The sequence below is a fragment of the Nitrosospira sp. Is2 genome, from assembly GCF_033095785.1.
GTDB lineage: Bacteria > Pseudomonadota > Gammaproteobacteria > Burkholderiales > Nitrosomonadaceae > Nitrosospira.
Genome location: NZ_CP137134.1, coordinates 631,931 through 657,246, shown reverse-complemented (window position 1 = coordinate 657,246; position 25,316 = coordinate 631,931). Strand labels below are relative to the sequence as shown.

21 protein-coding genes are annotated in these 25,316 nt (G+C 49.6%); 10 read left to right on the top strand and 11 right to left on the bottom strand.

The window, feature by feature from the left end:
- The first annotated feature begins 275 nt into the window (after positions 1–275).
- The 3 genes from R5L00_RS02940 (at position 276) to R5L00_RS02930 (ending at position 2,253) form a co-directional block, all read left to right on the top strand.
- Positions 276–698: a hypothetical protein gene (locus R5L00_RS02940; protein ID WP_317653293.1), complete on the top strand. Its 423-nt coding sequence runs from the start codon at positions 276–278 to the stop codon at positions 696–698.
- Between the two features lie 150 nt (positions 699–848).
- Positions 849–1,337 (top strand): hypothetical protein, encoded by a 489-nt coding sequence (locus tag R5L00_RS02935; RefSeq protein WP_317653291.1) that lies wholly within the window; start codon positions 849–851, stop codon positions 1,335–1,337.
- On the top strand, positions 1,327–2,253 hold the full coding sequence (locus R5L00_RS02930) for a DUF6895 family protein (RefSeq protein WP_317653289.1): 927 nt from the start codon (positions 1,327–1,329) through the stop codon (positions 2,251–2,253). Before R5L00_RS02935 ends, R5L00_RS02930 begins: the two co-directional genes overlap by 11 nt.
- A gap of 270 nt (positions 2,254–2,523) precedes the next feature.
- Here R5L00_RS02930 and R5L00_RS02925 read toward each other — a convergent pair whose 3' ends face one another.
- The 3 genes from R5L00_RS02925 to R5L00_RS02915 all read right to left on the bottom strand — a co-directional run bounded on the left by R5L00_RS02925 (position 2,524) and on the right by R5L00_RS02915 (position 7,255).
- The gene (locus R5L00_RS02925; protein ID WP_317653288.1) at positions 2,524–5,748 is read right to left on the bottom strand and encodes a lantibiotic dehydratase; all 3,225 of its coding nucleotides are present in this window, start codon (positions 5,746–5,748) and stop codon (positions 2,524–2,526) included.
- 100 nt (positions 5,749–5,848) lie between these two features.
- Positions 5,849–6,730 (bottom strand): cupin-like domain-containing protein, encoded by an 882-nt coding sequence (locus R5L00_RS02920; RefSeq protein WP_317653286.1) that lies wholly within the window; start codon positions 6,728–6,730, stop codon positions 5,849–5,851.
- A 213-nt stretch (positions 6,731–6,943) separates the two neighbouring features.
- Positions 6,944–7,255 carry a hypothetical protein gene (locus tag R5L00_RS02915; protein ID WP_317653284.1) on the bottom strand — a complete coding sequence of 104 codons (312 nt, stop codon included), beginning with the start codon at positions 7,253–7,255 and terminating at the stop codon, positions 6,944–6,946.
- 184 nt (positions 7,256–7,439) lie between these two features.
- Here R5L00_RS02915 and R5L00_RS02910 point away from each other — a divergent pair, with 184 nt between their 5' ends.
- The 4 genes from R5L00_RS02910 (at position 7,440) to R5L00_RS02895 (ending at position 11,044) form a co-directional block, all read left to right on the top strand.
- Positions 7,440–7,661, top strand: a complete 222-nt coding sequence (locus R5L00_RS02910; RefSeq protein ID WP_317653283.1) for a transposase — start codon at positions 7,440–7,442, stop codon at positions 7,659–7,661.
- 20 nt (positions 7,662–7,681) lie between these two features.
- Positions 7,682–8,521 (top strand): IS3 family transposase, encoded by an 840-nt coding sequence (locus R5L00_RS02905; protein ID WP_317653281.1) that lies wholly within the window; start codon positions 7,682–7,684, stop codon positions 8,519–8,521.
- Positions 8,522–9,058: 537 nt separating this feature from the next.
- Complete coding sequence (locus R5L00_RS02900) at positions 9,059–9,784, top strand: hypothetical protein (RefSeq protein ID WP_317653278.1); 726 nt, start codon at positions 9,059–9,061, stop codon at positions 9,782–9,784.
- Between the two features lie 267 nt (positions 9,785–10,051).
- Positions 10,052–11,044: a hypothetical protein gene (locus tag R5L00_RS02895; protein WP_317653277.1), complete on the top strand. Its 993-nt coding sequence runs from the start codon at positions 10,052–10,054 to the stop codon at positions 11,042–11,044.
- Positions 11,045–11,517: 473 nt separating this feature from the next.
- Here the strand turns inward: R5L00_RS02895 and R5L00_RS02890 are convergent, their stop codons facing one another.
- The 3 genes from R5L00_RS02890 to R5L00_RS15785 form a co-directional block, all read right to left on the bottom strand.
- Positions 11,518–11,874 (bottom strand): hypothetical protein, encoded by a 357-nt coding sequence (locus R5L00_RS02890; protein ID WP_317653276.1) that lies wholly within the window; start codon positions 11,872–11,874, stop codon positions 11,518–11,520.
- A gap of 64 nt (positions 11,875–11,938) precedes the next feature.
- Positions 11,939–12,919: a hypothetical protein gene (locus R5L00_RS02885; RefSeq protein ID WP_317653275.1), complete on the bottom strand. Its 981-nt coding sequence runs from the start codon at positions 12,917–12,919 to the stop codon at positions 11,939–11,941.
- A 105-nt stretch (positions 12,920–13,024) separates the two neighbouring features.
- A complete protein-coding gene (locus R5L00_RS15785; RefSeq protein ID WP_411555586.1) occupies positions 13,025–13,369 on the bottom strand; it encodes a pentapeptide repeat-containing protein in 345 nt (114 codons plus the stop codon).
- Between R5L00_RS15785 and R5L00_RS02880 the strand changes: the two genes are divergently transcribed.
- Positions 13,332–14,546 carry a hypothetical protein gene (locus R5L00_RS02880; protein ID WP_411555585.1) on the top strand — a complete coding sequence of 405 codons (1,215 nt, stop codon included), beginning with the start codon at positions 13,332–13,334 and terminating at the stop codon, positions 14,544–14,546. The two genes, R5L00_RS15785 and R5L00_RS02880, sit on opposite strands and share 38 nt — an antisense overlap.
- Before the next feature lie 219 nt (positions 14,547–14,765).
- Here the strand turns inward: R5L00_RS02880 and R5L00_RS02875 are convergent, their stop codons facing one another.
- From R5L00_RS02875 to R5L00_RS02855, 5 genes are all read right to left on the bottom strand, one after another.
- Complete coding sequence (locus tag R5L00_RS02875) at positions 14,766–15,344, bottom strand: hypothetical protein (protein ID WP_317653273.1); 579 nt, start codon at positions 15,342–15,344, stop codon at positions 14,766–14,768.
- Positions 15,316–15,798, bottom strand: coding sequence for a M15 family metallopeptidase (locus tag R5L00_RS02870; protein ID WP_317653272.1), 483 nt, complete (start codon positions 15,796–15,798; stop codon positions 15,316–15,318). The genes R5L00_RS02875 and R5L00_RS02870 overlap by 29 nt, the downstream gene beginning before the upstream one ends.
- Positions 15,799–16,570: 772 nt before the next feature.
- Positions 16,571–17,278: a hypothetical protein gene (locus R5L00_RS02865; RefSeq protein ID WP_317653271.1), complete on the bottom strand. Its 708-nt coding sequence runs from the start codon at positions 17,276–17,278 to the stop codon at positions 16,571–16,573.
- 428 nt (positions 17,279–17,706) lie between these two features.
- Complete coding sequence (locus R5L00_RS02860) at positions 17,707–18,927, bottom strand: tyrosine-type recombinase/integrase (protein ID WP_317653270.1); 1,221 nt, start codon at positions 18,925–18,927, stop codon at positions 17,707–17,709.
- Between the two features lie 420 nt (positions 18,928–19,347).
- Positions 19,348–21,201 carry a patatin-like phospholipase family protein gene (locus tag R5L00_RS02855; RefSeq protein ID WP_317653269.1) on the bottom strand — a complete coding sequence of 618 codons (1,854 nt, stop codon included), beginning with the start codon at positions 21,199–21,201 and terminating at the stop codon, positions 19,348–19,350.
- 1,274 nt (positions 21,202–22,475) lie between these two features.
- On the opposite strand from R5L00_RS02855, the gene R5L00_RS02850 reads away from it, so the two are divergent.
- Both R5L00_RS02850 and galT read left to right on the top strand, forming a co-directional pair.
- Entirely contained in the window at positions 22,476–24,230 is a 1,755-nt protein-coding gene (locus tag R5L00_RS02850; protein WP_317653267.1) for a glycoside hydrolase family 2 protein, read from the top strand.
- Positions 24,230–25,315: a galactose-1-phosphate uridylyltransferase gene (gene galT, locus R5L00_RS02845; protein ID WP_317653266.1), complete on the top strand. Its 1,086-nt coding sequence runs from the start codon at positions 24,230–24,232 to the stop codon at positions 25,313–25,315. The genes R5L00_RS02850 and galT overlap by 1 nt, the downstream gene beginning before the upstream one ends.
- Position 25,316 lies beyond the last annotated feature (1 nt).

The following is a 25,316-nucleotide window of genomic DNA, read 5'->3' as shown; positions in this document are numbered from 1 at the left end:
CCATTGACGTCCACACTTTTCGCTTTTATCGCCGAGCTTCGTCTGTAGACCAGGTGTAGCGCTGAAGAAAAGGGTAACGCATGTTAAAAAAATTCTGGAAAAATCCTTGTACTACTCCCCAGATAATCTATCTTACTAAGTGTGCATAACAAAGAGGAGAGACATGAGCGAGGGTAGGACGAAGTGTATACGGATTTTGCTAATAGGATGTTTAGTAAAAGCATATCCAATTAACTTTCTGTAGTCCGATTGGTACCAATTATCAGGAGGATAAAATGACCGAAAGAGCGAACATGGCAACGATGACCGCGCGTTTTTCTCAGAAAGACGAAAGAACTAGCATAAAAATGGATACTCCCCCTTCCAAGAGAATTACCCTTGAAAGTGGGGACGGAATTGTAGGAATCACATTTGATTTGAAAAGCGTTAAGATGACAGAAGAGCAACAAGCTATCGTGGAAAAATTGTTCAGTCAAGAACCGATAGCAGTTGTGACTGAAGAGGACCATACTTATGAGCTGGAAAAAAACAAAGAAGGTCCAGCTAGGAAATACCTCACGCAAGCAGAATTTGAAAGTATTCGGCAACTTGGTGTCCGGTTGGGGACTAAAGGTGAGCTAAAGGCAGCACAATGCGATTTTTGTCTCCATTGTGTAAAACTTGAAGCATTACCCGAATGGAACGCTGGGATTTCCTAATTAGGGAAGGATAGAAACGAGAAAAAAGGGGCTTGCGACAAAACGTTATCGTCGTTTTAATCGTATGCCCCAGCGCTTTTCCTAGTTATCAAAGGATGAGCGCAACTATCATTAGCAGTTTTGTGAGCATGTTCTCGGGAGTAGTTGCCTATGTCCCTAGCATCTGAAGAAACATGTAGTACGCAGAAATTAGAATTTGAGCTCGATTCCATCATCTCTTCAAAGATGCAGCAAAGGGATCGGGTGGTAGAAATGATTTATCAATGTAGTACGGAAGAACAAGCTAAATATTACCAACTTCTTCTTGAACCTAAGTCCGAGACTCAAGTGAGGGTGAACGCATCATTGAGGTTTCTAGGTCCGTATCTCGCTTCAAGATTGTTAGGTACCGGATTTTTGTTACCGTTTGACAATACAGGAATGTATGCATTGGCTGATGCCGTGAGATCGTCATCACTGATAGATATTATTAGGTGGTATTTCGTCTTAAACAAATACACCCGCCGCGAAGCAACAAACACTACATTGGCGCGGCTTGTTGAACAAACGGGCGTGGTAATGAATACCCTCCTAACAATTTCCAACTTCCGAGATGCAGAATACGAGACGAGATTTTTGAGTAAATTGAATGCTGAGTGAACTTCATACACAATCCCTCAAGCGGAGCTTACTTCTAGGGCTAGGCTGGGTATGCGAACATTTACAACAGTTTGCGATAAATAAACAATCGGCTGGTCCGTTTTCAAAGGAAGACGTGGCGAGATTAAAGCCAGCCTCCGAATTGGCGCTCACTGTTTGGCTTTTGGAGAGATGCGGTATCAGTTTGCCCGCACTAAAGAACGTTTCAGATTGGGTTTGGCAGCAGTGCGATAATGGAGACAAAATAATGCACCTCCTATTGGCTCGAAACGATTTTCTGCCCTGCTGCACCTTATACGCATCAATGTTTCAGCTTGGTTATTACTCCGCCAACCTGCACGCAGCAATTAGAATGTTGTCTAGATCTAACATGGCAGCGGTTTTACCCTTACAACCTTGGGCTTACTTGGCGCTCCAATATAACCTTTGGAAGCTCGAACTATTGCCTTGGTCGAAAATAAACACTCGAAATATATACATAAAAGCGCGCCCTGAACCATGGGTTATCTCCGGGGAAATAGCCTATACAATCACACATGAGGTGTTTTATTTATCTGATTTTGGATTTCGACCTATGAAGAATCTTCAAATGCTAGAGTATCTACGTACCTGGACTCCTTATTGGACAAACATTTTTATTCAGGATAGCGACGACGATATTACCGGGGAATTTGCTATTGTATCTAGTTGCATTGATAAAGAAATGAGCTACATTAGCTCATTAGATACAGTGCTTTCGCACCAACATAGTGATGGATCAGTAAAAGGTCCAGCGGGTGCGGGAGGCTTCTTGTATTCCGAGAACGATTCTCCCACACGTCGCGAATTTCTTGGTACCTATCACACCACGCTGGTGATGTTAATGGCTGCGGCCCTAACATTGCGGCGGGCCCAGCTGTGCACTGACAGTTCGTAATTTTGGTTGGCCGGTGTGCTCCCGGAAATGCCACCTTTTGGAACAAATAAAGCTCATTCGCTTGGAGGTTTTAACGAAGTTATAGCTGGAAATTCCTCGCTTGTTCTCTCTTCGAAGTTCCTGCGCTAGCAGCCGACTCATGCAGACATCAAGAGTCGTTCTATCACCAGTTACTAAGGGACATTCTTCCGCGAACGCGAATTTCACTAACAACGGAATGGCAGTCATTCATTGCGGTCACATTGCAGATGTCGCTCAACGGATACGCCGTCATTCACCACGTCGTGACAGTTCCCCCCTGTTGTCGTGTATCCAAGAGTCATACAAGCGATGGAGAAAATCGTAAAGCACAAGTTCCTGTGCGTTCGCGGAATCGCAGAATATACGATTCGCCCACATGTGGAGGTAGCTGCCTGCTACTGTGGTCAAGGGCGATTCCATTCTTCCCGCAGCCTCGATTTGCCGGAGATGCGTCGCGAGATCAACGATTACATTTGACCGGGCGCAAATCGCTTCGCAGCCTTTTGCATATTCCTTTCGTGGAGATACGAACAAAGTTTCGATATTAGAACGAAGTCTGCGATATTTGTTTCCTATCTGACGGGTTAAGCCACTCTCGTTGGCGTAGAATGAGAGCAATTCTGTGCGACACGTATAGACAATATCTTTTTTTTGGACAAGGGAGAATCCAAGATCCTGAAGCAATCCATCCATTCCCAAGAGAGCAAGTTGCCATCTTGCTTCGGCATTTGCTCTGAATTCTTTAATGATGGAAAGTGCAGCTTCGCTATCCGCCTCAAAGATCTTCTCCCCAAAATCGAGTGCTTCCTTACCACCATAACGCTCTGTTTCCGGATCATACGTATCAATAACAACTTTTTGAACGAGATGGCGATTACAATTTACAATTGCAAAAATTTTGGGCGCTACTTCCTGCCACAGACGGGTAGGGTCTCCCCTCAGTCTAAGACGTAGATGTAATTCTGGATCGCTGTAGCGAATAAAAAACCAACGATCGATAGCCTCATCCTCTCTTAGTGTACGTATAAGGGACGGAATCGGGTTGGCTAGCAAACGGTCTAGAGAGGTTACGCCGCAATATATTTTTGCAAACAGCCATTCGCTTCCAGGATATTTTGCCCTATGAGATGGAACCGCGGGGGGACCCGGGAGTGTTACAAGGGGGGGCGCACCAGGGAAAGAAACCCTTCGAACGAAGGGCACAATGATTTCGTGATGGAACCCCCCCTCTTTTCCACTAACAAGAAGTTCATTGGGAGGAGGAAATATTTCGCTAAGAGTAATAGTATCTAGCTGTCGGGACGCACTTAAAAAACTTTCAATCGATAAAATGTTATCGAAATCTACCGGGAGATAGTTATTTGCTTCTATGAGCCAAACAAACCGATGCAACTTGATCTTGTAGCGCAGCTTTTGCATCGCCAAAAACCGCTGCTTTCCGTGAAGCGTGTAAATCATCTGCAGCATGCTATTCGGAATATTCCATTTAGCCAAAGATAAAATGAATTTACCGAAGCTCACTCGCGGCAAGAATGGGGCTGAGCGCATACTTCCCCAAGAAAAACTGAATTCGGGAGATAATCCTTGTTCTTCGACGCTCGCAAGAAACCGATAAATACTGAGCCCGTGCTTACGGAAGGCATGTGCGCATGTTAGATGCGGTACTACACGCCGGTTATGTTTTGCCGATCTGAGTTGAACTTCGCGGTCAACGACCGATACCAATAGATCGCTGAGATGGATTTGAGAGCTTTCGGGAGCACTTGAACCTCCAAAAATCGGAATTTCATACTCGCGAAGAATAGGACGGCAAATCACGTTTCCCACCCGCCCTTGCGGGAGGTGGACAATTTCCGCATGGATAAGCCTAGGATCATAACTTTCTTCTTTCTGAAGAGCAGACCGCACGTGTCTTTCAAGTTCTGGATCAGTCTGGCAAAAGCGGCCAAATAGTTTTCCCGATGTCGCCCCCACGGCCTTTTGCAAATGAATCTTGTATTCTCCACGCCCCAAGCCTTCATGGGAATGGGCTCCGATAGAAGCCATAACGCCGAGCCCTGGGGGGTAGGCGACTGCTTTTTTTGTTGATAATTCCTGAATATCCAACTCGGTCAGAACAATTTCTGATGACCCATCTTGAAGAGCCTCCCCTAGTTTTCCGAAAAGAAATTCCTCGCGATGACCCCAACGGATAATGTCTTGGGAAGACTTTTCAAAGGTAACGTCCGCAACCAACGGAGAAGCGCTGGTTTTACCATCTCCAACATCGAAACCTATTCCCGTTTCTTCATCTAGGGCTTCAAGCAAAGGGACTTCCCGTCCCTGATACCTCTGCTCGAACTGGCGAGCAAAGTTGCTAATAGGAGATTCTTGGGCAGGTGAAATATTTGCGAGTATTTCCAAACCTTTCCTTATCTCGTCTGTTATCGCTTTACCCAGCAGGAGACCCTTGTTCGGCTTATGTAGATCTACTCGGAAAAAATGCGTAGCATCCGCATCTTCATATAAAGACTTAAGCTTTACTGCGATCTGCTCATAACGCCTCGGTTCCACATCAAAGCCTTCGTAATCTAGCGCCTCAAGATCGTCGAGCACGTTTTTAAGCATATTAGCAATTGAGCCCCCCCCCTGCATAGTTCGAAGTTTCACAATTAGATCAGAAATAGGCTCCCTCCCTGTTACTGCTAGCGTTAGCGAATGGCAAAGCAGATTGGCATCTACAAGTTCCTGCACATATTCCTTAGCCTCGCTTATTTCTACATTCTTAAATGCTGCGACAATTGCAGCGGCAATTTCTTGCATTGTTGCGCCTTTACTTCGGCTCGCGAAATCAAGAGCCACGTATAGCTGAGGAGAGGGTTCTACATCCACAAGATGGAATGTTTGCAATTTTTTAGACATACGTTTTTCATAATAACGGAGACGCCCGCCAACCTCGTATGACGCAGGCGTGGCATGAAAACGGAGCTCGGGGAGAATCTCAGCAGTGTTTGAGAAACGTTCTATTAGCTCGTGGATATATCCCATATCGACACGCGTGTACCTAAATTGCTCAGAAAGCTCAGGTATCTGAAGATCCGTATGCTCGCCAATTACACCGACACTCGTTCCTGCAAAGAGGCCAAATGGAGTAGCTCGTCCCGCCATCCTCATGAAATAACGAACGATCGCCGATTCGACTTTCAGCGCAACTGCACTTTCATCTCCGTAAAGCCATGGTCCTAGGCGGGAATTAAGACCAGGCGAGGCGACGTATAGCGCTGCACGCATTTCGGGACGGCTCACAATTTGCCGTAACCGGTTTCGTAAAGTTGCCGTGTCTAAATTCAAAGCAGCTTCAACATCGGCACCTTCTTCGATAGCGCTACAGGCTAAAAGTCCTTGGGCCCACTTCTCAATCTCATCCCATGGGAACGTAGGAGTGCGAAGCATAAAGAATCCTGCAGAGACAAGGTCCTGATAATTGTCTTTCATCTGGTGCAAAAGTTGTTATATAGCCAGGGAACCCTAGTACAAGGATGTCATCGGAATTCGATATTTGGATAGACAAAAACCATTCTATGAAGCTCGCGAATCACTTAATACCTTTATTCATGCTTGAAGCGAGAAATATGTGCCATCTGGCCCAACCTTTTCGCATAAATAGCCGCCATAACGAAGGTGTTAGAACCCCTTGCGGGAAGGGTCTCGGCCAAAAAAAATTAACGTTCAACGCCCACTTCGATGTAACGGTAACTTGATGAAACCACCCAACTGGAATATAGAGTGAGTCGCCCGGCTTCAATCTGCATTGCCAGCCAGAGGCCTTGCGCCCCAATGGAAAACGGTCAAAATCAGGCAGGTTAGGATCAAAAAGGCAATGAGTTATCCCAAGACCTTGATAAAGGAACTTGGCTTGCCTTGGCGAAAACAGGATAAAATGCTTGTGACCCCTTACTTGAACATTACAGTTAGGCGCAATATCTGAATGAAGCCCTGATGATGTACCTAAAATTCCGCACCAAAAATTCACAACCGAAGGCCGACCTTTGTACCAGTTGGGAATCTCGATATCTTGCAGCAGTTTTTTTGAGAGCTCCTCAAGTTCTATATTTAAATAATAAGAAGCCTCAAATCCACTCTTGCATATCGCTCGCGTAATATCCGATACGTCGCTATATTTTTTTTCTATATTCCGGATGTCTGCGGCATTAGCTGTATCCAAAACCCAATCTAGATACTGCGTGAAAGCGACTTTGCCGCCTTGGGCTAGATTTTGATATATGTTTCGGGGCGGACCATCGGTCTCTCGTATCGGTATATATTGCTCCCCGATCGCCGACCTTAAATAATCTGGATCCCAAAGCTGAAGCGCCTTCCAACTTTTAACATTGCCAACCACAACCCGTGGTTCTCCGCCCCAGCGCGAAGGCCTGAACTCGTTAGCGGCAATTCGTGGTATTTCTCGCAATTCCATTTTTTGTCCAGAAAAGGCCGGCACGCATCGCGAAATGGGTCTAGTACTCTGACTATCGCGCTCTTTTAAGACAACTCACTACGCCAAGCACCAGAAGCGCTTTATCTTAACCTGGGTTTAATCGGATAACACTTTCCTAACTAATGATAGCAACGCTAGATTTCTAATCGAATTCATCGCGTTACCATCATTAGCACGTCGGAAGAAGCAGAATTACTTCACGGGCCGGGGCGGGTTAATGACGTCGTCACCAAGCTTGGCGCCTGGACAGCCCCAGAGACTAATACCCGTCTCGTTCATTCCAATAAGTTGGTCCCAAATTGTCAATTCTCGAATAGACTCGCGCTCCAGAGTCAGCTTCTTTTTTGGTGTTGGCGCGCCTTCCTTCTTTAGAAGAGACTTATCGGCCAAATCCATAATTCCCAACAGAACTGTATTCTCTTTCTGATTTAGCGTCCCTCTAAACTGATCAAGTTTTTTTGCAAAGCTCTCAATATCAACATCGGTTACTGGTTCAGGTTTCATAGCGGCAACTCCAATTGTGGTTTAGGAAATTTAAACATAGCTTATTAATATCGCGTGTCAAGACTACTTCTTCCGCCGCTGCGTAAGCTTCGCCGTCTGGTAGACATGCAATAAGTAGAACTTTCTCGCAGAATTTTGGCTGGGGTTCAAATGAAGAAATCGCGGTAGCCAGATTGTTGGGATATTGAAGGAAGCTGATGGTGCAGTTGCGGTCAACGAGATCTGGCGCAAGCATGGGATCAGTTCGGCGACGTACTATAAGTGGAAGGCCAAATATGGTGGGCTTGAGGTTTCGGAGTTAGTGCGTGTAAAGGAGCTGGAAGCGGAGAACAGTCAGCTCAAGCGCATGTACGCGAACCTGGCCTTGGAGAAGGAGGCGATCAAGGCGGTATTAAAAAAGCTGTAGCGCCGTCTGAGCGCCGGGACATGGTTTTGCGCTTGGCGGGTGATCAGAAGCTGTCGATCAGACAATCCTGCCAATTGGTGAACCTGTCACGGGCGGCGTATTACCGGGACGAGAACAAGTTTGCAGTGCGGGATGCGCCGGTAATTGGGGCGCTCAATGCGATTGTTGCCAAGCATGGCCGTTGGGGATTCTGGAAATGCCATGACCGGCTGCGGCTTAAAGGTCATCCTTGGAACCACAAGCGAGTCTGGCGGGTGTATTGCGCCATGAAGCTCAATCTGCCCCGTCGTACGAAGAAACGATTGATCAGACCAATGCAGCCGCTGGATGCACCGCAGCTGCCCAATGAAGTCTGGTCGCTGGACTTCATGAGCGACAGCCTCTACCAGGGCCGGCGATTCCGCACCTTGAATATCCTGGATGAAAGCGTACGAGAGGCGTTAGCTATCGAGATTGATCCTGTGCCCGCCCAACGAGTTGTGCGAGTCTTGCAGCAACTCGAAACCCGGCGCGGGTTGCCCCAAAGAGATACGGATGAGATCCGGCTCGATAATGGCCCGGAAGTGACCTCACAGTACTTCGCCGACTGGTGCCAGGACAAGGGCATTGAACTGCGCTTCATCCAGCATGGCAAGCCGAATCAAAATGATTTCATCGCGCGTTTCACCGATCATATCGGGCGGAGGTGCTCAACAATTGGCTATTTACCTCACTTGATGAGGTGCGAGAAATCACGCACTCAATGGCTACAAAGCTACAACGAAGAACGACCCCATGACGCGCTGGGAAGCCTGCCCTCGGCTGTGTTCCATGAGCGTCTGCTCGCAGGGAAAAATTCTACTTCTGAACTGTCTACTTGAGGGGGAAGCTCACGCGCGAAATTGACAGAGGGGAGGTTTCGTGAGCAATTAAGATGAGGTCGACGATCATGTTGGCCTTTGGTATCTTGTCCTCGGTGATTCCATGGAACAGATACCGCTGAACCATGCGGCCATTTTAATTCTACTTAGCGAAAAGAAAGACCTTAGTCCAACCTTTAGCGTCAAACTCCCTTAAGCACCTCTCCTTTTTATCTAAAACCTACGTTCCGCCTGAGCTCCTTTTACCTCGGTACATCGGTAAATACTGTTGAGTCAGATAGAATTAGTCTGCTAGCTTCGGATGAGGATTTTTCTATTGGAGCCTTTGTTAAAGAGCTTGAAACTGATAACACATATGCTATGAATAATCGTGCTTGTCCAAATAGTCGATTAGGTCGATTGATCAGAAGACTTTGAATCCCGATGTTAGAGGCGTCGCTGTCCACCTAGCTTTGCTAAGTGGCAGAGTCGGATGAGCACAGGAAAGTAGATTTCCTTTTGTTGGTATTTTCATCAATAAGACTAAGGAGGCATTCAATGAAAGACGACCTAAAAAATGCAACGATAGTAGGAGGCGCAGGGGAAATAGGCAAGCACGTCGAGACCGCCACCGACAAAGTTGGAGAAATGACACACTTCCCCGTAAAGGGCGGGACAAATCAAGCGGAAATACCCGCTGTGCAGGGTACGTGCTTCGCTAGCGGTACGTTAGCGGGTCTATTTAGCGGCGGTAACGTTGAGATTGAAAAGGACTTAGCTGTCAAAGGAAAAGTGGTAGCGGAAGCTTTTTCTGTAAATCAAGACCTCCACGTAAATAAAAATATTCTTGTAACTGGCGACATCCAGTTAGTGAATGCAGATGTAGCGGAAGACTTCGATGTATCTGGCGCAGAGAAAGTGCTGGCAGGAACAGTGATGGTTTTTGGTAGTGAAGGGGCTTTATGCGAAAGCCAACAAGCGTATGACAAGCGCGTTGCAGGCGTAATTTCAGGCGCTGGTGATTACAAGCCGGGCCTTGTCCTGGATAAGCAGCAATCAGGGGGCAATAGACAATCCGTTGCATTGATGGGAAAAGTCTTCTGCAAAGTGGATGCGGACTTTGGGGGAATCGAAGTAGGCGATCTGCTGACAACCTCGCCAACGCCGGGGCATGCAATGAAGGCGGGGGATCCGATGCAAGCATTCGGTACTGTAATTGGAAAGGCGCTTCGACCGCTTAAGGAGGGCCGTGCCCAAATCCCAATTCTAGTGGCGCTTCAATGAGACCTCGGTCGGGAGCGTGTTTGAATAACCGCTCCCAGTTGGCTATCTACCTATCCTTCCAGGAGCGTTTAATCTTGAATCGCTGCGTCACCGCCACGGGAGAAGACGTGGCCATAACAGGTTTTCCCGTTAGCGAATACCAGCCACGGCTGGTGCTTGATGAGCCAATTTTTAGAAGCAACCCTACGGCTGTTAGTTAGCTTAAATGTCCTTTAACCGCATCTCCAGCACGAAGCTAGGGTACGCACTCTTATAAAGGAAAAGATAATGACTAGTGTGAGTGAATTTGCAACGAAAATTGGGCTTGGGCCCCGTCCTATTTCTTTAACTGACTTAGTGCGAAAATTTGGAACAAAATCTTTACGTGAGGCCATTGCCGCTCAGGAGGCGGCAGAACGAGAGATCGAGCAGTATTATGTGGCGAATTTGGGTATTCTTACGGTGGGGTCTCCCACCGGTCCTGTCACACTGACACCGCAAGGTGACTTTCGAAAACCTTACAGTTTCGGATCGATAATCAGGCCTGCGGGCGAAGGAAATTTTCCCGATGTGGGGGAACGATTCCATGTAACGATAAGGCTGCAGGGCATCCGTTGTTTTGGCACAGATGATCCGGGGGGAACGGACGAACCATTCTTGATTTCATCGGTGACTACGTTAGATCCCCGAGATAAAACGAAGTCGGCAGTTACAACGAAGATTAACCACGATGCCATTGGAGACGTGCACGTGGGCACGGTGTTCGGAAAAAATATCGATTTAGCCGTCGACATTGCGGTGCCCGGAGACTCGGATATCGCCTTGAGTCTCCTACTATTTGACGAAGAAACCTTTTCGAAACCTGAGGATGCGGCCAAAAAAATTAGTGCTCTGAACACTGCCCATATGCAAGCCGGGATTGCCACCCTCACAGCTTTTGTACCAGCCGCCGGTGTCGCTGTACTCGCTGCTGAGGCAATACTCCACGCAGCCGGAGACTATATTAACGAATTTTCCGACGCTATCGGAAAGACCGTCGCCGACTGGTTTAGCGATGATCACATAGGCACCGTAAGCCTTACCATCGATAACCAATTTCTTCGAACACTTCGAGACAACCCAGAAAGCCTCGATCGCAAGAGTGATTCGATCGGTGGAGCAACGTACAACTTCCCGCAGCTTCCCGAAGATGATAGCGAAGCCGGAAAAAGTTGGATGTTCCGCGAAGAAGGAAAGGGCACATATCGGCCCTTCTTCAAAGTTGTTCGCACCGAGCCATAGCCCCACTGCAGCTAATTAAATGATCCGCGATGTCCCGGCAAGGTCAACGTATGTAAGCATTTTATAAAAAGATCCTTCGCCCGCCTTGAGGAATTGATAAGCAATTAGCGGGGCGACCGACAATGCAGTAAGTTCAATAATCGCTCTGAAAGGAATGCTTGGGTGGAGCAATTCGGGACTAGACGTTTGATCTTTCCAAAAGTGGTTCCTAGTGATTGGCTAATTAGTTATGCAGACGCGGGCGAGGACTTCAATGAATATAGTAGTGCAGACAAGGTACAGCCAGGAACCGTTATGACTTGACAGTGAGGGCGCTGTACGGGGCATGCGATGAAGGCAGGCGATCCGACACGAGCGTCTGGTACTGCAATCGGTAATCCGTTCGGTAACTTACGGACGACAGGTGCCTTGTCCCCATGCTAGTAGCGCTTCAGCGATGCTCCGGTCGCTGCGTGTTGAGCAGTAGCAACCCGCTAAGCCGCCAAGACCTTCTTCGCGATAGCAATTGCTTCATCGAGACACTCCATCACCTTGACGACGTTAGATGCAATCTCTATCTTTTTCTTTATATCTTTGACAACGTCCACCAGCTTGGCATTTGCGTCCACAAGAGCGGTGGTAGTAAGGTCAGCAGCACCAAGCCATTCGTCAATCATATGTCCAACAAGAATATCAATTTCAATTGAAAGACGAACATTACGCTCCCAGACCTTGTCCGCCTCAAGAGGCCTGTTTTGGCAACGAAGACTGATCTCAGCAAGTTGTCCTTGACGATGTGCAGCTATCAAGGATTCCAGAGTTCTCTCCTTGTCCGTCATTTTATATTCCATTGGAATCTCCTCGGGAGGTTAATACTTTTCAGTCAAAGAGTTAGGAAGCGGTATGGATATAATTCTATTTACTGCCATTCTTGCGCAGCTCTTCATACAGCCGATATAGCTGGCGACCATTCTCAGAAATCTCCTGAACCATTGGTAGCGTAAGTTTGGGGTTCTCTAGCCCCAACGCGAGATCCCTATGCGCTGAAGGTAAGGCTACATATGATTGATGTAATGCACTCATTATTAACAGCTCCTTGATATATTTTTCATCTAGCACGACGAGTTCCCTAAAAACCGCTTCCATCTGAGTTTTTGAGGGTGGGGGCTGTACGGCAAGGGCTTTGGCAAGTTTTTGGCTAGTATTATCGTATTCATGGCGCAGCATCTGAGCCGCCATCCGGACGGCCATTGCTCCTAAGTCCGCTGTGTCTTGAATTGCTGACTGATTTGCCTCAAGTGCTTTTAAAAGCGATGAGCGCTGCTTGTTCTGTAGATATGCACGGAATGCGGCGGTAGACAGCGCAGAGAACATAGCAATTTCTTTGTCAGTCGGGTGAGAGAAAGTAAAGGCCTGAGCGGCCGTCTTCACATTTCTGTTCAAGTCTCTTGCCAGTTGCTCGAAAGTCTTTGGATCAATCAGATCGGGAGAGGCCATTTGCCCTAAAAGGCCGGCGTATTCGACGAGGACCGAGTTAAGCCGATAAATCCCGTCACGGAAACGTGAAGCCCTAAGGAATAGAGGGGGATCCGAACTAATCCAACCAAATAATTCGTTATCAGGTTGAGTGAGCAGGAGTGCATTGATGCTTTTTGACAAATCGCCAGAAGCCGCCTCAATGATATAACGGTCGCGAGTGCGATCCTGGACCATGCTAAGTGAAGCATCTGCCCCCTCGCGAAGTTGTTGAACTGAGGTACTGAGGGAGGTAAAAGGAGCGGGAGAAATACTTGCGCAACCCGAGAGTCCTGTTAACGCAACAAATGCAACTATCGAGATATGAGGTAGATGAGAAAGCAGATGCTTAAGGCTCGTATGGCGTAATGGGCTTGACATTCTTTTTCTCCTTTAATCAAGACAGCAATCATGGACTATCTTTTTCAACTCCATCGAGCTTGTCCATGCCTGTGTGAACTTACATCTTCTTTACTATAGTGAGGATTAAGCAGGATTGAAAAAATTAACAAAGTCGGTAATTGGAGAATAGTAAAAAACGGAGAGTAAAATGAAAAAAAACGTCTCATTCTTCGTCGTGAGCTTTTTTCTGCTTCTGATCGTTACGCTCATGGGGGCAACATCTGTCTCTAGCGAAGAAGGCTCCAATCCCACCTCACCGAAATCAGAACCTCCGAAGTCCGAACCTCCGAAGTCTGAACCTCCGAAGTCTGAACCTCCGAAGTCTGAACCTCCGAAGTCTGAACCTCCGAAGTCTGAACCTCCGAAGTCTGAACCGCTGAAAATACCGCTTTTGATAACTATTACAGACTTTAAAGTATTAAAAGGCAAGACGGACGAGATACCTTGTGAGGAAGCAACCTCAGAAGAAAAAGAACCGCACTCAAAAGAAAAAGAACGACCTGTCTTAGAAGGAACGGGAGTTTTATCGGTCAATATCAAGAACGATGAAGATCTTCGTAAATACTTGGCTTTAACAGGAAAAGAGCTTCGCTTGTGGCTGAATGGTTTTGTTATGGATACAGACGCTCCTGCTATCGTTGTATGCAGAAATCATATCAATTTACGCTATTACGTTAAGCCGGGACCAAACAGTCAAAAGCTCTGGATTTCTCTCTATCATTCGGGGAAAGGGGATAGGCTGACGCACCCACACCCTTTACATGTCGCCTTGGGCTGGGATGGAGCGAATGCGCCGGCAACTATTTATTCCAATGAGTTGACCGATATATATCGTGTTTCGATTACGGTGGATCCGCGAAAATGGGCAGCTTTTTTACTTGTTGCTTTTTTAACGGGGGTGTTTATCTGGGCGATATATCGCACCGATATTTTTCGCGATGTACCGCTTCCCGAATTCTGGGAGAGAGCCAAGTTACTGCGAAACAACTTACCGGAAGATGTGAAGAAGAGAGAACAATGGCTCCATGATAATTTCTCTGGCTATGATCCTACAAAAAATAGCGAATACGAACAGGCGGCAAAGAACGCGGCAAAAGGTTGGCTACCACCTGAAGCTGAGAATCAAAAAACACTAATAGGCCTGGTTTTGGGAGAGCCAGTGAAGTCCCCACCGCGAGCAACATTTAGCTTTTCGCGAGTACAAATGGGTTTATGGTTCTGCTTTACAGTGCTATCAAGCGTTTATCTGTGGATTATATATAACGACCTGGTCCCAATTGATGAATCCATATTGGGCTTGGTTGGACTGAGCGTTAGTACAGGCGTCATATCGATGGTCGTAGATAAAGATATACGTGAGACGTCATCTTATTTTCCGTCAAAAGGAATATTTTATGATCTAATCACGAGCGCGGGCGGAGTAGAGAAACCGCAGATATATCGGTTTCAGGCGATAGTCGTGAACCTATTATTGCTGTTTATTGGGATCCTTCATGTTGTTCAGCAACTCACTTTTCCTACTTTTGATCCGACTTGGCTGGCATTCCTTGGAATAAGCGGAGTAGCGTATGTTGGTGGAAAGACGGTGGTAGAAACAAAAAAATAACCGAACTTGAGCTCTCGACTGATGCACTAGCTGGCCTGTAATTAACCAGACTTCAGTTGATACAGTATGCACTTGACCTGCCCCTGCCATTAGCTCTTGACCTAGTGGAGTTCCAATTCTTAGAAAAGGAGCTGACTTGTGAAGCAGCGCTTCTATGGATGTGGGGCCTGCCGATGGTTGAGTTCCCCGGCTTTCGACGAAAACGGGTCAACTCCAGTTTCAGGGGTCCATGATCTCTGGACAAGGATTTCCGGCATGGAATGACCCCAGCGGCTTGCGGACCAAGTTTCGTGCTTCCAATGCTGACGAAAAGGGATAACCAGGCCCTGTGACTTTATCGCGATGCTCATGGATCCGGCCGCCGTGCTGGTCATAATAAATGCGATAACGAATAAGGGTCCCATTCACAGCCCTTCCTTCGATCAAGGCGAGGCGTAAACGACCCTTATCATCATAATAGGAATCAAGCTTCATTGACGAGTCTTCCGAACCTCGCTCTACAAGGTAGTGGCGTACGATTCCTAGGTCGTCAACATGCACAATGCGCAATGCGTCTGCATATGGCTCGCAATATTCAAACTTTCGTTGCGATTCAACAAGCCTTTCTGTCCCGATCTGCGCATTTATCTTGTCATACATCTGGTCTATCTGTCTTATTTCCCCATGGCGCGATTTATCCCTTACGGAGGATGACGTGGGAAAGACGGGCTCGGGGGCTATAAGCGCCAGCAAGAACAGAACAGAAAGAACCCGAACCCACGCTGGTCGCTTAGTCTTGATAAGGATCGTAAACGTCATCAGGATACCACTCACCCGCAAAAAGCGAAGCCTGCCGTGCAACTGAACAGCGCTGTACATGAACGGTATCAATGAAGGTATGAGGTTTTGCCGGTGCTCCCCAGTCCCCACCCCAAATTAAACCGTGCTCATAAGCCAATTGACCGAGAATGCAGAAATCTCCTTCCCAAGAAGGTATGCCATTTATGGATTTCACAATATCGCAAGCTAGACCATAATGATGCACCCCCACTTTGCTGAGCTTGGTGGCCCCTTGCTTGAACAATAACCCTTGTCTTGCCTGGCTGCGATAGGTCTCAAAAACCATCAGATTGAGCCCCCTCCCTTTAGCGGCTGCGATGATCCCCTCAACTTTCTGTCGCGTTAACGGCTCAAGCAGGTACTGGTCTTCAACCCGATCCGTGCTGTTAAAACGCGGGTCTTTCAAAATGACATCGCTGTAAAAACTACTCATAGTTTTTCCTCTCAAGTCCCGAACAACTCGTATGCACTTTGCTCCCCGGCTATATCACTCTCGCACGGACGTGCCCTCGCAATCTTGAGTTTCAGGGACAGCCCTTTTCTCATGCGCCGAAAGCTCCCCGCGCTTGGCACCCTCCCCCAGAGCATCTCCAAGTGGGGAGAAGTTAGTTGAGGCAGAGCCTTTTCTTAAGTAAAAGCTAAACGAGCAAGCGAAATGGTGAAATTTCTTTTCATCGCATTTTCCTCATTCAAAGACGGCAATAGGGTGAATACCTAATTTATCGCTCTACTCGCTCTTTTGAGTCTTCCATCCCTGTGGACCTCGCTTTCAGTTGACCTCTAGCCGTTGCAATCCGCCTCTGTTCCGGTCGATCTCATCTAAGTTTGCAGCGGGGACGCCTCGGACTGTCAATATCGACTGGCATCGTGGGGCGAATGATCGCATGGCTCATTATCCGGATGGTCGATGGTCGATATTCAAAGATATATCGAGAGTGATTTATGACGCTTGTACGGGAAGAACATTAACCTGCAGACCACCTGCCAAAGATTGGTCAAGGAAGTCACACTGCACGGTCTGTGGGTCCGCCCATTGAATCTCTTGCGATCCCGGCTATCTAAATTGTTCGAAGTGTTTCAAGAGACTCATGAGTAATCCGAAGGTCTAAATTATCTAAATGATCGTCATTGTAATCCGGCACCGAAGATCCGATTTTACGCGTTTCGGCTTACCCGAAAACGGGCAACAAAATTCTTTGGCCTAATCATTGCCAGTTCCGAGCAACATTTCTCCAAGCGACAGAATTTTCTTGTCGTGTTTGTTCGCGAATTTGAGGCGTTACACAAACAACATCATTTGGAAAAGCCTCGCGCCAAACGAAGCCTTGGACGCATGTATTTGGACCCCATGTGCGGTCTGTTGGGCTTATTCGAGATGCAGCTGCCGCATTGTCCACGCGCGCATTATCTCTGGAAGAGGGTGCAACGCAGACGTGATCAGAATCTGATGCTTCGCGCCACACGTACCCATCAATGCATGTATCCGGCCCCCATGGCAAATAATGACCAACCGACGACCAGTCACCACAGGCGGAGGGGCCGATAGCCCGTGTCCTGCATGATTGGACCTTGAACAAATAAGGCTTGTCTGGATTGGCCCCGACACCGTGCGTCATGTTTGCTTGGCAATAGCGGTTAAACGGGGTGCAGGTACCAAAATCGTCCTCATAGGGCTCGAACTCAATCTGCTGCCATGAACCTGCCGGCGTTGCCCACATGATGTTCACAACATCACGGCAATCTTCAGCAAATACAAACATGAGCGTTACGGCTCGCTGGCCGTAGTAATTATCTGATGTTCCCTGTAAAGCAGGGGTTTTGCAGTCATCTGCAGCCGCTGGACTGCTATGGCTCAAAACGGCTACACAAACGAGAGCAGCGGCTGTTAAACAACAGTTGTGACTTATAGTCATGAGTTTCTCCTAAGCGCCGTTTAAGGAAACGGCGAAAGTAATTCGTATGATTTCTTGATAGAAGTATATTTTGATTTGTCAAGTCCGAAAATGTTTAAGACCCACTAGCTACGCGATTTTCTTAAGAAGGTTCTTCCGTTCTTCGTCTATCGCAGGAAGAAAATCTTCGAGGGATTGCACGCAACTCGCGCGATGGTGAAAACCTCGCCGAAACGCGGAAGCGACCTTTAAAGATATGTCCAATTCACAGGAGTTGCCTATGCATAATCCACTCCAGCGTTAACGCGAAAAATCATCACAAGCAAATTTATAGTCTCGATGGATTAGGCGATACTGACCCAAAAGTAAGGATATTCTCCACGAGTTATCCAATTTAATTTGTAATTGAGTTTTCTGAATTTACCCGTGATAAGCTATTTTATCGGCCATCAGTTACTCACTGACCAGACGGATATGTTCCCTATAGTTTTCGATCCAGCACAATGAGTCGCCCACTCTTCCATCAAGCTGCGCCGCTTCTCAATTAGATCACCCCGTCGATACGCGGCTTCAGCCTGATTGGTAATTGTGGGAGCCAAAGCCATTTCGCACACGTCACGGGAAAAGTTTGTACATTCTGATGCCCAGTCGCGAAACGATGATCGAAAACCGTGCACGGTCAGTCCAGTTCTTCCCATACGCTTGAGCAGCTCAAGCATCGCCATATTTGTTAGAGGCTTACCTTCCTTCTGCCCTGGAAATACATAGTCGCTCTGTTTGATCTGGTTCAGCACCAGAATGATTTCCAATGTTCTCTTCGATAAGGGTACGCGATGCTCCACTGCAGCTTTCATGCGCGATGCTGGAATGCTCCAGACTCCTGCCTTCAGGTCAAACTCATCCCATCTTGCACCAATCGTCTCGCCGGTCCGTGCAGCAGTCAAAATAAGGAATTCCAGAGCTCGGGCTGCAACGCCTTGCTGGAGCCTGAGGGATTCCATGAACTCACCCATTTGATTGAAGGGAAGTGCGGGATGATGTTTCACCCTCAGTTTCTTATTAAGCGAGGGAAGCAGATTCTCCAGGTGTCCTCGCCATCGCGCAGGGTTGTCACCCTCCCGATAACCGCTGACCGTGGCCCAATCCAGGACTGATTCAATACGGCCGCGTAATCGGCTTGCGGTCTCACGCTTTTCCGTCCAGATAGGCTCAAGCACTTTCATGACCAATCCCGTATCCACTTCTTGTACTGATAATGGTCCCATCACCGGCCCACAATATGTCTTGATCGTGTTTGCCCACTGATCGGCATGCTTTGCGTTTTTCCAGCTGGAGCGGTGAGTTTTGATATAGGCGGTGGCACACTCCAAGAAAGTCATCGACCGTGCAGCCCCAAGAGATTGCTGAGCATGCTCAGCATCTCGCACCGCAATAGGGTCGATCTTCTTCAGTAGCGACTGGCGGCAGAGGACGGCAGCGTGGCGCGCATCAGCAAGGGATACGGTATGAAATGGGCCAAGGCCCATATGTCGATTCCTGCCATTCAAGGTATAGCGGAAGATCCATGACTTGCTACCTGAATCGCTCACTTGGAGATACAGTCCACCGCCATCGCAGTAGTAGCCCGCTTCTTTCTTGTTAATCACTTCTTTTACCGATAACCTGGACATACGTCGTCTCATTTCTACCCTCGTTTCTACCTACATTTGAGACTGGGATAGTATGAGCCAACCTGAAACACGTCAAGACGTAAAATAGGACGGACGCTAGGAACTGCGTGTGTTTACGAGACTTGCTGGGATATGACAGGACAGCGGTCTGGAGGACTCTCTCTCCGCCAATAACATTTTTTGAATATTTGATTGCGCCCGTAGATATCGAATTCATTCGTGGCGGGCACGTCATCTTTGCCGCGGATTGTCGCCTGCCGGCGTAAAATCCGAGGGGGATACCGGTCATGTATTCGTCTGGCAAGATGACAAAGTAACATCTGACTGTTCATCCACAAAAGCGGACCTGACTCAGGCTGCGCAAGCGCGCTCAGAGGGTGTGGCCTCCGCAAGGACAGTTTGAATGTTTCGCTCCGCCCGTCATGGCTTGACGACGTCGACAAATAGCCGATTATCCAACTGCATCAGTTGTTCCTTGATCGTCGGAAGTTCGGCCAGTGCCGTCTGTGCGCCAATTTCGGCCATTTCCTCGGCCCGCACGAATTCTGTCAGAGCGTATCGGGTCACATCGGGTTCAATAATCGCATCCGCGGGTTGCAGGCCGAACGAATTGACGTTTTTATTCTGGACCAGGAGACTGCGCATGATAGTCTGTACGGTCGAAGCATGACTCATCGATGACTGGGGAGAACGCGACCGCTTGGGTGGAAACTCGTGTTCAATCTTGGCCGTTACACTTACCGCTATAACAAAGTTGCAGCCATAACTCACGAGCACGTCGGCCGGAATGTTTTTTACCAGCCCCCCATCGACCAGCGCCTGGCCATTGCGAAAGATCGGCATCGACAGCCCCGGTAAATTGATGCTCTCCAGGATGGCATGCACTACGTCGCCACCATCGCGAACAATTGCCTCGCCGCTGATCAGGTCAAGCGTTACGGCACAACTGGGTATCGGCAGCTGCTCCAATCTCGCATCCGAAAAGTACTTTCTCAGCATCGCATCAAATTGCCCGGTACGGTACTTGTAGACAAGATACCAGTGGTCGCCATTCGGAAGGCAGCGAAACAGAAATGGTGGTTTCAGGTCTGAGGCAAATTGCCGGGCCCAATGGTCGGCTGACACGCCGGAAGCATAGGGAATGCCGGTGAGCGCTCCCGCACTCGTCCCGGCGATCATGTCGACTACAATCCCGTTCTGCTCCAGAACCTGCAGGACTCCGAGGTGGGCCATTCCGCGCGCGGCTCCCCCGCCGAGGGCCAGCCCAATCTTGATGCCGCGCAGGTAATGGACGAGTCTTTCCACACCGGAGGCGAGCGTTTTACCCAGCGGCGGCTGGGGTTCGGAGAAAGCGACCTTGAAATCGTAGGATGCCAGCTCTTTCAGCTCGGGAGCAAAAGGCGATGTCTGACATCCCTCCGCTAATAGCCAGACGAGATTGATCTTTTCGCGGCAACCGGGAACGAGCGCAGAGCCCGCCTTCAGACGGGCCGCCGCCGACTTCTCATCTCCTGCCTGGACACACCACATTACTGAATCACTGACTTCAATGAGCTTGGAAGCGAGCTCGTGGTTAAGTGCGGCATCCACATCGATAAACAGCCGCCCTAAATTTCGCCGACGGATGACTTGTTCGCGGATTTTCGATATGGACAGTTCGCAATTCTCCTTGCCGAGTGCGGCGTAGTTGACACCTTCCTCGTGTTTCTCCTCGTCTTGATCACTCAGTACACACGGCTGTTCTCCGAGCTCGGCTAACCGGCGAACGAGGCGCTGAGTCAACGGCCGTGTCGCGGGCGAGCTATGGAAGATGGCCACGATCGATGGTTGCGGTTTCGATTTATCCTCAATGAAATTCCGGCGAACAGCTCTCGCGACAGCCTGGAGGACATTAAATCGGAACTTCGGGTATTTTGGGGCTAGGATTAGCGCCTTCTCGTGCTCCAGTTTCAGTAGCGTGCAATTTGTTCGGGCAACGATACCTTCGGGAAGAGACTCCGAAAGCGCTCCACCGGTAATGGCTCCGAATTGGTCATCCCGGGACAATATGCCGAGCACTTTCTCGTTCCCCCGCAGATCGCGGTGGGTTGCGCTCAAGCTGCCCTGAACAACAAAATAAATATGTGCGAGGTGCGTATTCGGCTGATGCACGTATTCGTTGGGCTTATACCGCACGACTTCCATATGCTCGGCAATCTCGGCAAGGGCGTCTTCCTCCAGCCCTTGAAAACAACCATGCATCCTCATCAAGTCCAAGGCTTCTGTTGTTTGCATATCAGTCTTCTAGAGCCTTCAAACCAGCACCCCCTCCCGACGCCCAAGGGTGGAAAAACATCCTTGCGGCACAAGACCGCTACAGGCATGTCCCCATACGCTTCCTTCAAAAAAGACGAAGGCATTTTGAGTTGCGAGTCGAAACCCTACGGCTCGCGGTTGTCGGTCTTGCGCGTGACCGAAGGTAAGGAAAGACTTTAACAAAATCAAAGGGTGCATTACTGCTCCGGAGTCATAAGATAGTCAAAGTTGTGGGCCAAAAACTGAACGCTCCGCTCCGTGTCGGGATCGGCGGCAGCTTTTCGCCATACAGGGAATGGCGCGCACCGCCGCGCTTAGGTAATTAATTATGAGAGTACGCGCCTCAGACGCAGAGGCGCTAGCTGCGTCCTTCTTTGACGAAGGACGTGCAAAATTCGATTGCCTCATGGCGCTCCCGGTTGCGCAAGCAGTAGGCGGGAGCCAGACCGGGCGTTTAAACTTCAAAAGGGGAGATCTTGTTGCGCCCGCGCTGGCGTTGCGTCTTGTAGCAACACCGACAACACTCAATCTCAGAATAGACCATAATCGAAATGGCGTATTTCTTTTCTTACGAGAATAATGAAGACCGTTATGTAAAGTTCCGCCGGCAACAACCTCTTCGGTGGGAATGCAGCCGGGCGGGGTGTCTTCGCTGCTTGTTCTTGTGCAGCGCCTGGACAATTTCCGGTTCGCCGAACAGAAGCCCTTGGAGCTCCTAAGCGGCTGGCATGCGTGAAGCCGGAATCGGCCACATCACCGCTAACTTTTAATTACATGCCAAAATCGCTCATCTGGTGATAGAGTCTCCCGTCATAGCAGTGGTAACTGCCTCTTTCTTGTTAACTACTTCCATTACTGATAATCTAGACAACCGACGCCTCATCTTGATCCTCGTTTCTACCAATATTTGCTTAATAGGATAGTATGGGGCCCACTTGGGACACGTCACGGCAATAAATAGCTTGAAAGCTAGACGGGATGCGGCTTATTAGGACTTGCTGGCGTTTGGTAGAACAGTAGTCTCGAGACTTTCTCTCCGCCATAAAATACGGTATGCCAACCGGTTGTCGTCGTGCGCATGTAAGGCGGGTTTAGCAGTTTCTCAAATCTAATTCATTTTGCCGACATGTGACATCAGATCACATGTATCAACAGCTTCCCTTGACCCTGTGGCATTAAAGCAGCCTGAGTAAGTCGACGTAACGTCGCAATAAGGAGGAAATGCGTTGGAGTTCGCCTATCCCAGGCCTCAGATGCAGCGCTCGAGTTGGACCTCGCTCAACGGTACGTGGCGCTTTTGCTACGACGACGCCCGAGAGTTCGCACTTCCCTCGGAAATAAAGTCCTGGCCCCTGGAGATCACTGTGCCCTTCGCCCCTGAATCCAAGGCCAGCGGCATCTCCGATCGCGGATTTCATCCGTTGTGCTGGTACCAGCGAGACTTCGAGTGTTTTCCCTCTTCGGGGCGGGTGATCCTGCGTTTCGGTGCGGTGGACTACGCAGCGCGCGTCTGGATCAACGGGTGTTTGGCCGTTACTCACGAGGGGGGGCACACGCCCTTCTGGGCCGATATCACTGACATGCTCGAGCCGTCCGGAAAACAGACGGTAACAGTGCAGGTGGAAGACGACCCGCATGAGCTGGCCAAGCCGCGGGGCAAGCAGGATTGGCAACTGGAGCCCCACGCAATCTGGTATCCGAGAACTACGGGCATCTGGCAAACGGTTTGGTTTGAGCGAGTATCGGACAACTATATCGCTAAAATCCGCTGGACGCCTCAGGTCGAAAATTATGCGATTGGGTTCGAGGCGCGAGTGATCGGGGATTCGGCCAATGAACTTTCTGTAGAAGTTGTCCTCCGGCATGGTGAGCGGCTGCTCGCGCAGGACCGCTACCGGGTGGTGGATGGGGAAGCCGATCGGCTAATTGTCCTGTCGGATCCCGGAATCGATGATTATCGCAATGAACTGCTATGGAGTCCGGAACGGCCCACGCTGATCGATGCGTCGGTGCGGCTCATGCGTGGCGAGGAAGTGGTGGACGAGTTTATTTCCTACACTGCCTTGCGCTCCGTGCACCTGCTGAGAGACCGCTTCATGCTCAACGGGCGGCCTTACCTGCTCAGGCTCGTGCTGGATCAGGGCTACTGGCCGGATACGCTGATGACCGCACCTGATGATAATGCGCTACGCCATGATGTGGCGCTGGCGAAGGCGATGGGCTTCAACGGCGTTCGCAAGCATCAAAAGATCGAGGACCCGCGCTATCTCTACTGGGCAGATAAGTTGGGTCTTATGGTGTGGGAGGAAATGCCCTCGGCCTATCGTTTCACGCGCAGCGCCATCAAGAGAACTGTGCGGGAGTGGTCCGAGGTCATCGAGCGTGACTACAGCCACCCCTGCGTCATTGTATGGGTGACCTTCAACGAGTCCTGGGGAGTGCCCGAACTCACCGCGATCGGAAAACAGCGGCATGCCGTCGAGGCACTGTATCACCTTACAAAAACATTGGATGCGACCCGTCCGGTAATTGGCAACGACGGCTGGGAAAGCAGCGCCACGGATATTATCGGTATCCATGATTATGATGCCAATGTCGACCACTTGCGTCAGCGTTATGGCGCCGAAATCAAACCGGAGCAACTGTTCGACCGGCGCCGGCCGGGAGGGCGAATTCTAACCCTTGATGGCTACCCGCATCGAGGCCAGCCGATTATGCTATCCGAGTTTGGAGGTATTGCGTTCAATAAGTGTCCGCAGTCCGGGGTGAAGCAAACCTGGGGTTACACCGTAGCCAAAGACGAGGGCGAGTTCGGGCGCATGTACGCCGAACTGATGGAAGCGGTCATTCACACCGCACTCTTCAGCGGATTTTGCTACACTCAATTTGCCGATACTTTTCAGGAAGCGAATGGCCTGCTCTGCGCCGACCGCACGCCTAAAATTCCGGTGGAGGACATTGCGAAAGTTACACAAGAATCGCCCACTCATATACCCGGAGGGGTGTAATGTTTTCGCTGGACCTCACCAAGCAGGACGGACGGCACCTCACGCTTTATTCCCGCCGGGCAATTGATCCGACTATTACTGCCCCCAGTCCGTTCGCTGAACCGCTCAATGCCAGTCCGCATCTGCGGTGGCATCCGCTGCGCGGAGAATGGGTGACCTACGCGGCCTATCGACAAGGGCGGACGTTCCTTCCACCGCCCGAGTTCAACCCGCTGGCGGTGACCACTGATCCGGCTTATCCTACTGAAGTGCCGGCTGGAGACTGGGACGTAGCGGTATTCGATAATCGTTTCCCATCTCTCGCTGTGCCGAGCGCAGAGCCTCCCGTCCTGATCGTGCCCACTGCCCCGGCGTCGGGCTACTGTGAAGTGGTGGTGTTTACCCAGGATCCTCAGGCGTCGCTCGGGAAGCTGCCACTGGCGCATATCGGTTTGCTGCTGCAAGTATGGGGCGACCGCACGGCCAAGCTTGCGCGACGCGGCGGCATTGCGTATGTGTTGCCCTTCGAAAACCGTGGCGCGGAAGTGGGCGTGACTCTGCACCATCCGCACGGTCAGATCTACGCCTACCCGGTAGTACCCCCCGTGCCGGCCCGGATACAGCAGGAGGCCCAACGGCACTATGCCGAGACTGGCCGCGGCGTGCTTCAGGATCTCATCGGCAAGGAGCTGCGCGAAGGCACGCGCATCATCTATGCAGGTTCTCATGCAGTTGCATTTGTCCCGGTTTGCGCACGGTATCCGTATGAGGTGTGGGTCGCGCCGATAGAGCCGGTAGAAAGCTTTAATCATCTCAGCGCAGAACAGCGTGCTGATCTGGCGCGGGCGTTAAAGACGGTTTTGCTCAAGTATGACGATTTATGGCAAAGGCCTTTTCCCTATCTGATGGCCTGGTATCAGGCGCCGACCGACGGCAAAGCCCATCCGGAGTCGCATTTGCACGCAGAGTTTTATCCTCCTTATCGTACGCGCGACCGGCTTAAATATCTTGCCGGCACCGAAATCGCAGCAGGCTTCTTCGCCATGGATGCATTGCCCGAAGAAAAAGCACGCGAGCTCCAGCAAGTCGAGATCATGCTCGAATGAG

Excerpts from the sequence above, each read along its gene's own strand:
- R5L00_RS02870 (WP_317653272.1), bottom strand. The coding sequence starts at position 15,798 with ATGAGTAGTTTTTACAGCGATGTCATTTTGAAAGACCCGCGTTTTAAC.
- R5L00_RS02895 (WP_317653277.1), top strand. The coding sequence starts at position 10,052 with ATGACTAGTGTGAGTGAATTTGCAACGAAAATTGGGCTTGGGCCCCGT.
- R5L00_RS02925 (WP_317653288.1), bottom strand. The coding sequence starts at position 5,748 with ATGAAAGACAATTATCAGGACCTTGTCTCTGCAGGATTCTTTATGCTT.
- R5L00_RS02940 (WP_317653293.1), top strand. The coding sequence starts at position 276 with ATGACCGAAAGAGCGAACATGGCAACGATGACCGCGCGTTTTTCTCAG.
- R5L00_RS02915 (WP_317653284.1), bottom strand. The coding sequence starts at position 7,255 with ATGAAACCTGAACCAGTAACCGATGTTGATATTGAGAGCTTTGCAAAA.
- R5L00_RS02905 (WP_317653281.1), top strand. The coding sequence starts at position 7,682 with ATGGTTTTGCGCTTGGCGGGTGATCAGAAGCTGTCGATCAGACAATCC.
- R5L00_RS02920 (WP_317653286.1), bottom strand. The coding sequence starts at position 6,730 with ATGGAATTGCGAGAAATACCACGAATTGCCGCTAACGAGTTCAGGCCT.
- R5L00_RS02885 (WP_317653275.1), bottom strand. The coding sequence starts at position 12,919 with ATGTCAAGCCCATTACGCCATACGAGCCTTAAGCATCTGCTTTCTCAT.
- R5L00_RS02875 (WP_317653273.1), bottom strand. The coding sequence starts at position 15,344 with ATGACGTTTACGATCCTTATCAAGACTAAGCGACCAGCGTGGGTTCGG.
- R5L00_RS02935 (WP_317653291.1), top strand. The coding sequence starts at position 849 with ATGTCCCTAGCATCTGAAGAAACATGTAGTACGCAGAAATTAGAATTT.
- R5L00_RS02850 (WP_317653267.1), top strand. The coding sequence starts at position 22,476 with ATGCAGCGCTCGAGTTGGACCTCGCTCAACGGTACGTGGCGCTTTTGC.
- R5L00_RS02860 (WP_317653270.1), bottom strand. The coding sequence starts at position 18,927 with ATGTCCAGGTTATCGGTAAAAGAAGTGATTAACAAGAAAGAAGCGGGC.
- R5L00_RS02865 (WP_317653271.1), bottom strand. The coding sequence starts at position 17,278 with ATGACTATAAGTCACAACTGTTGTTTAACAGCCGCTGCTCTCGTTTGT.
- R5L00_RS02930 (WP_317653289.1), top strand. The coding sequence starts at position 1,327 with ATGCTGAGTGAACTTCATACACAATCCCTCAAGCGGAGCTTACTTCTA.
- R5L00_RS02900 (WP_317653278.1), top strand. The coding sequence starts at position 9,059 with ATGAAAGACGACCTAAAAAATGCAACGATAGTAGGAGGCGCAGGGGAA.
- R5L00_RS02890 (WP_317653276.1), bottom strand. The coding sequence starts at position 11,874 with ATGGAATATAAAATGACGGACAAGGAGAGAACTCTGGAATCCTTGATA.
- galT (WP_317653266.1), top strand. The coding sequence starts at position 24,230 with ATGTTTTCGCTGGACCTCACCAAGCAGGACGGACGGCACCTCACGCTT.
- R5L00_RS02855 (WP_317653269.1), bottom strand. The coding sequence starts at position 21,201 with ATGCAAACAACAGAAGCCTTGGACTTGATGAGGATGCATGGTTGTTTT.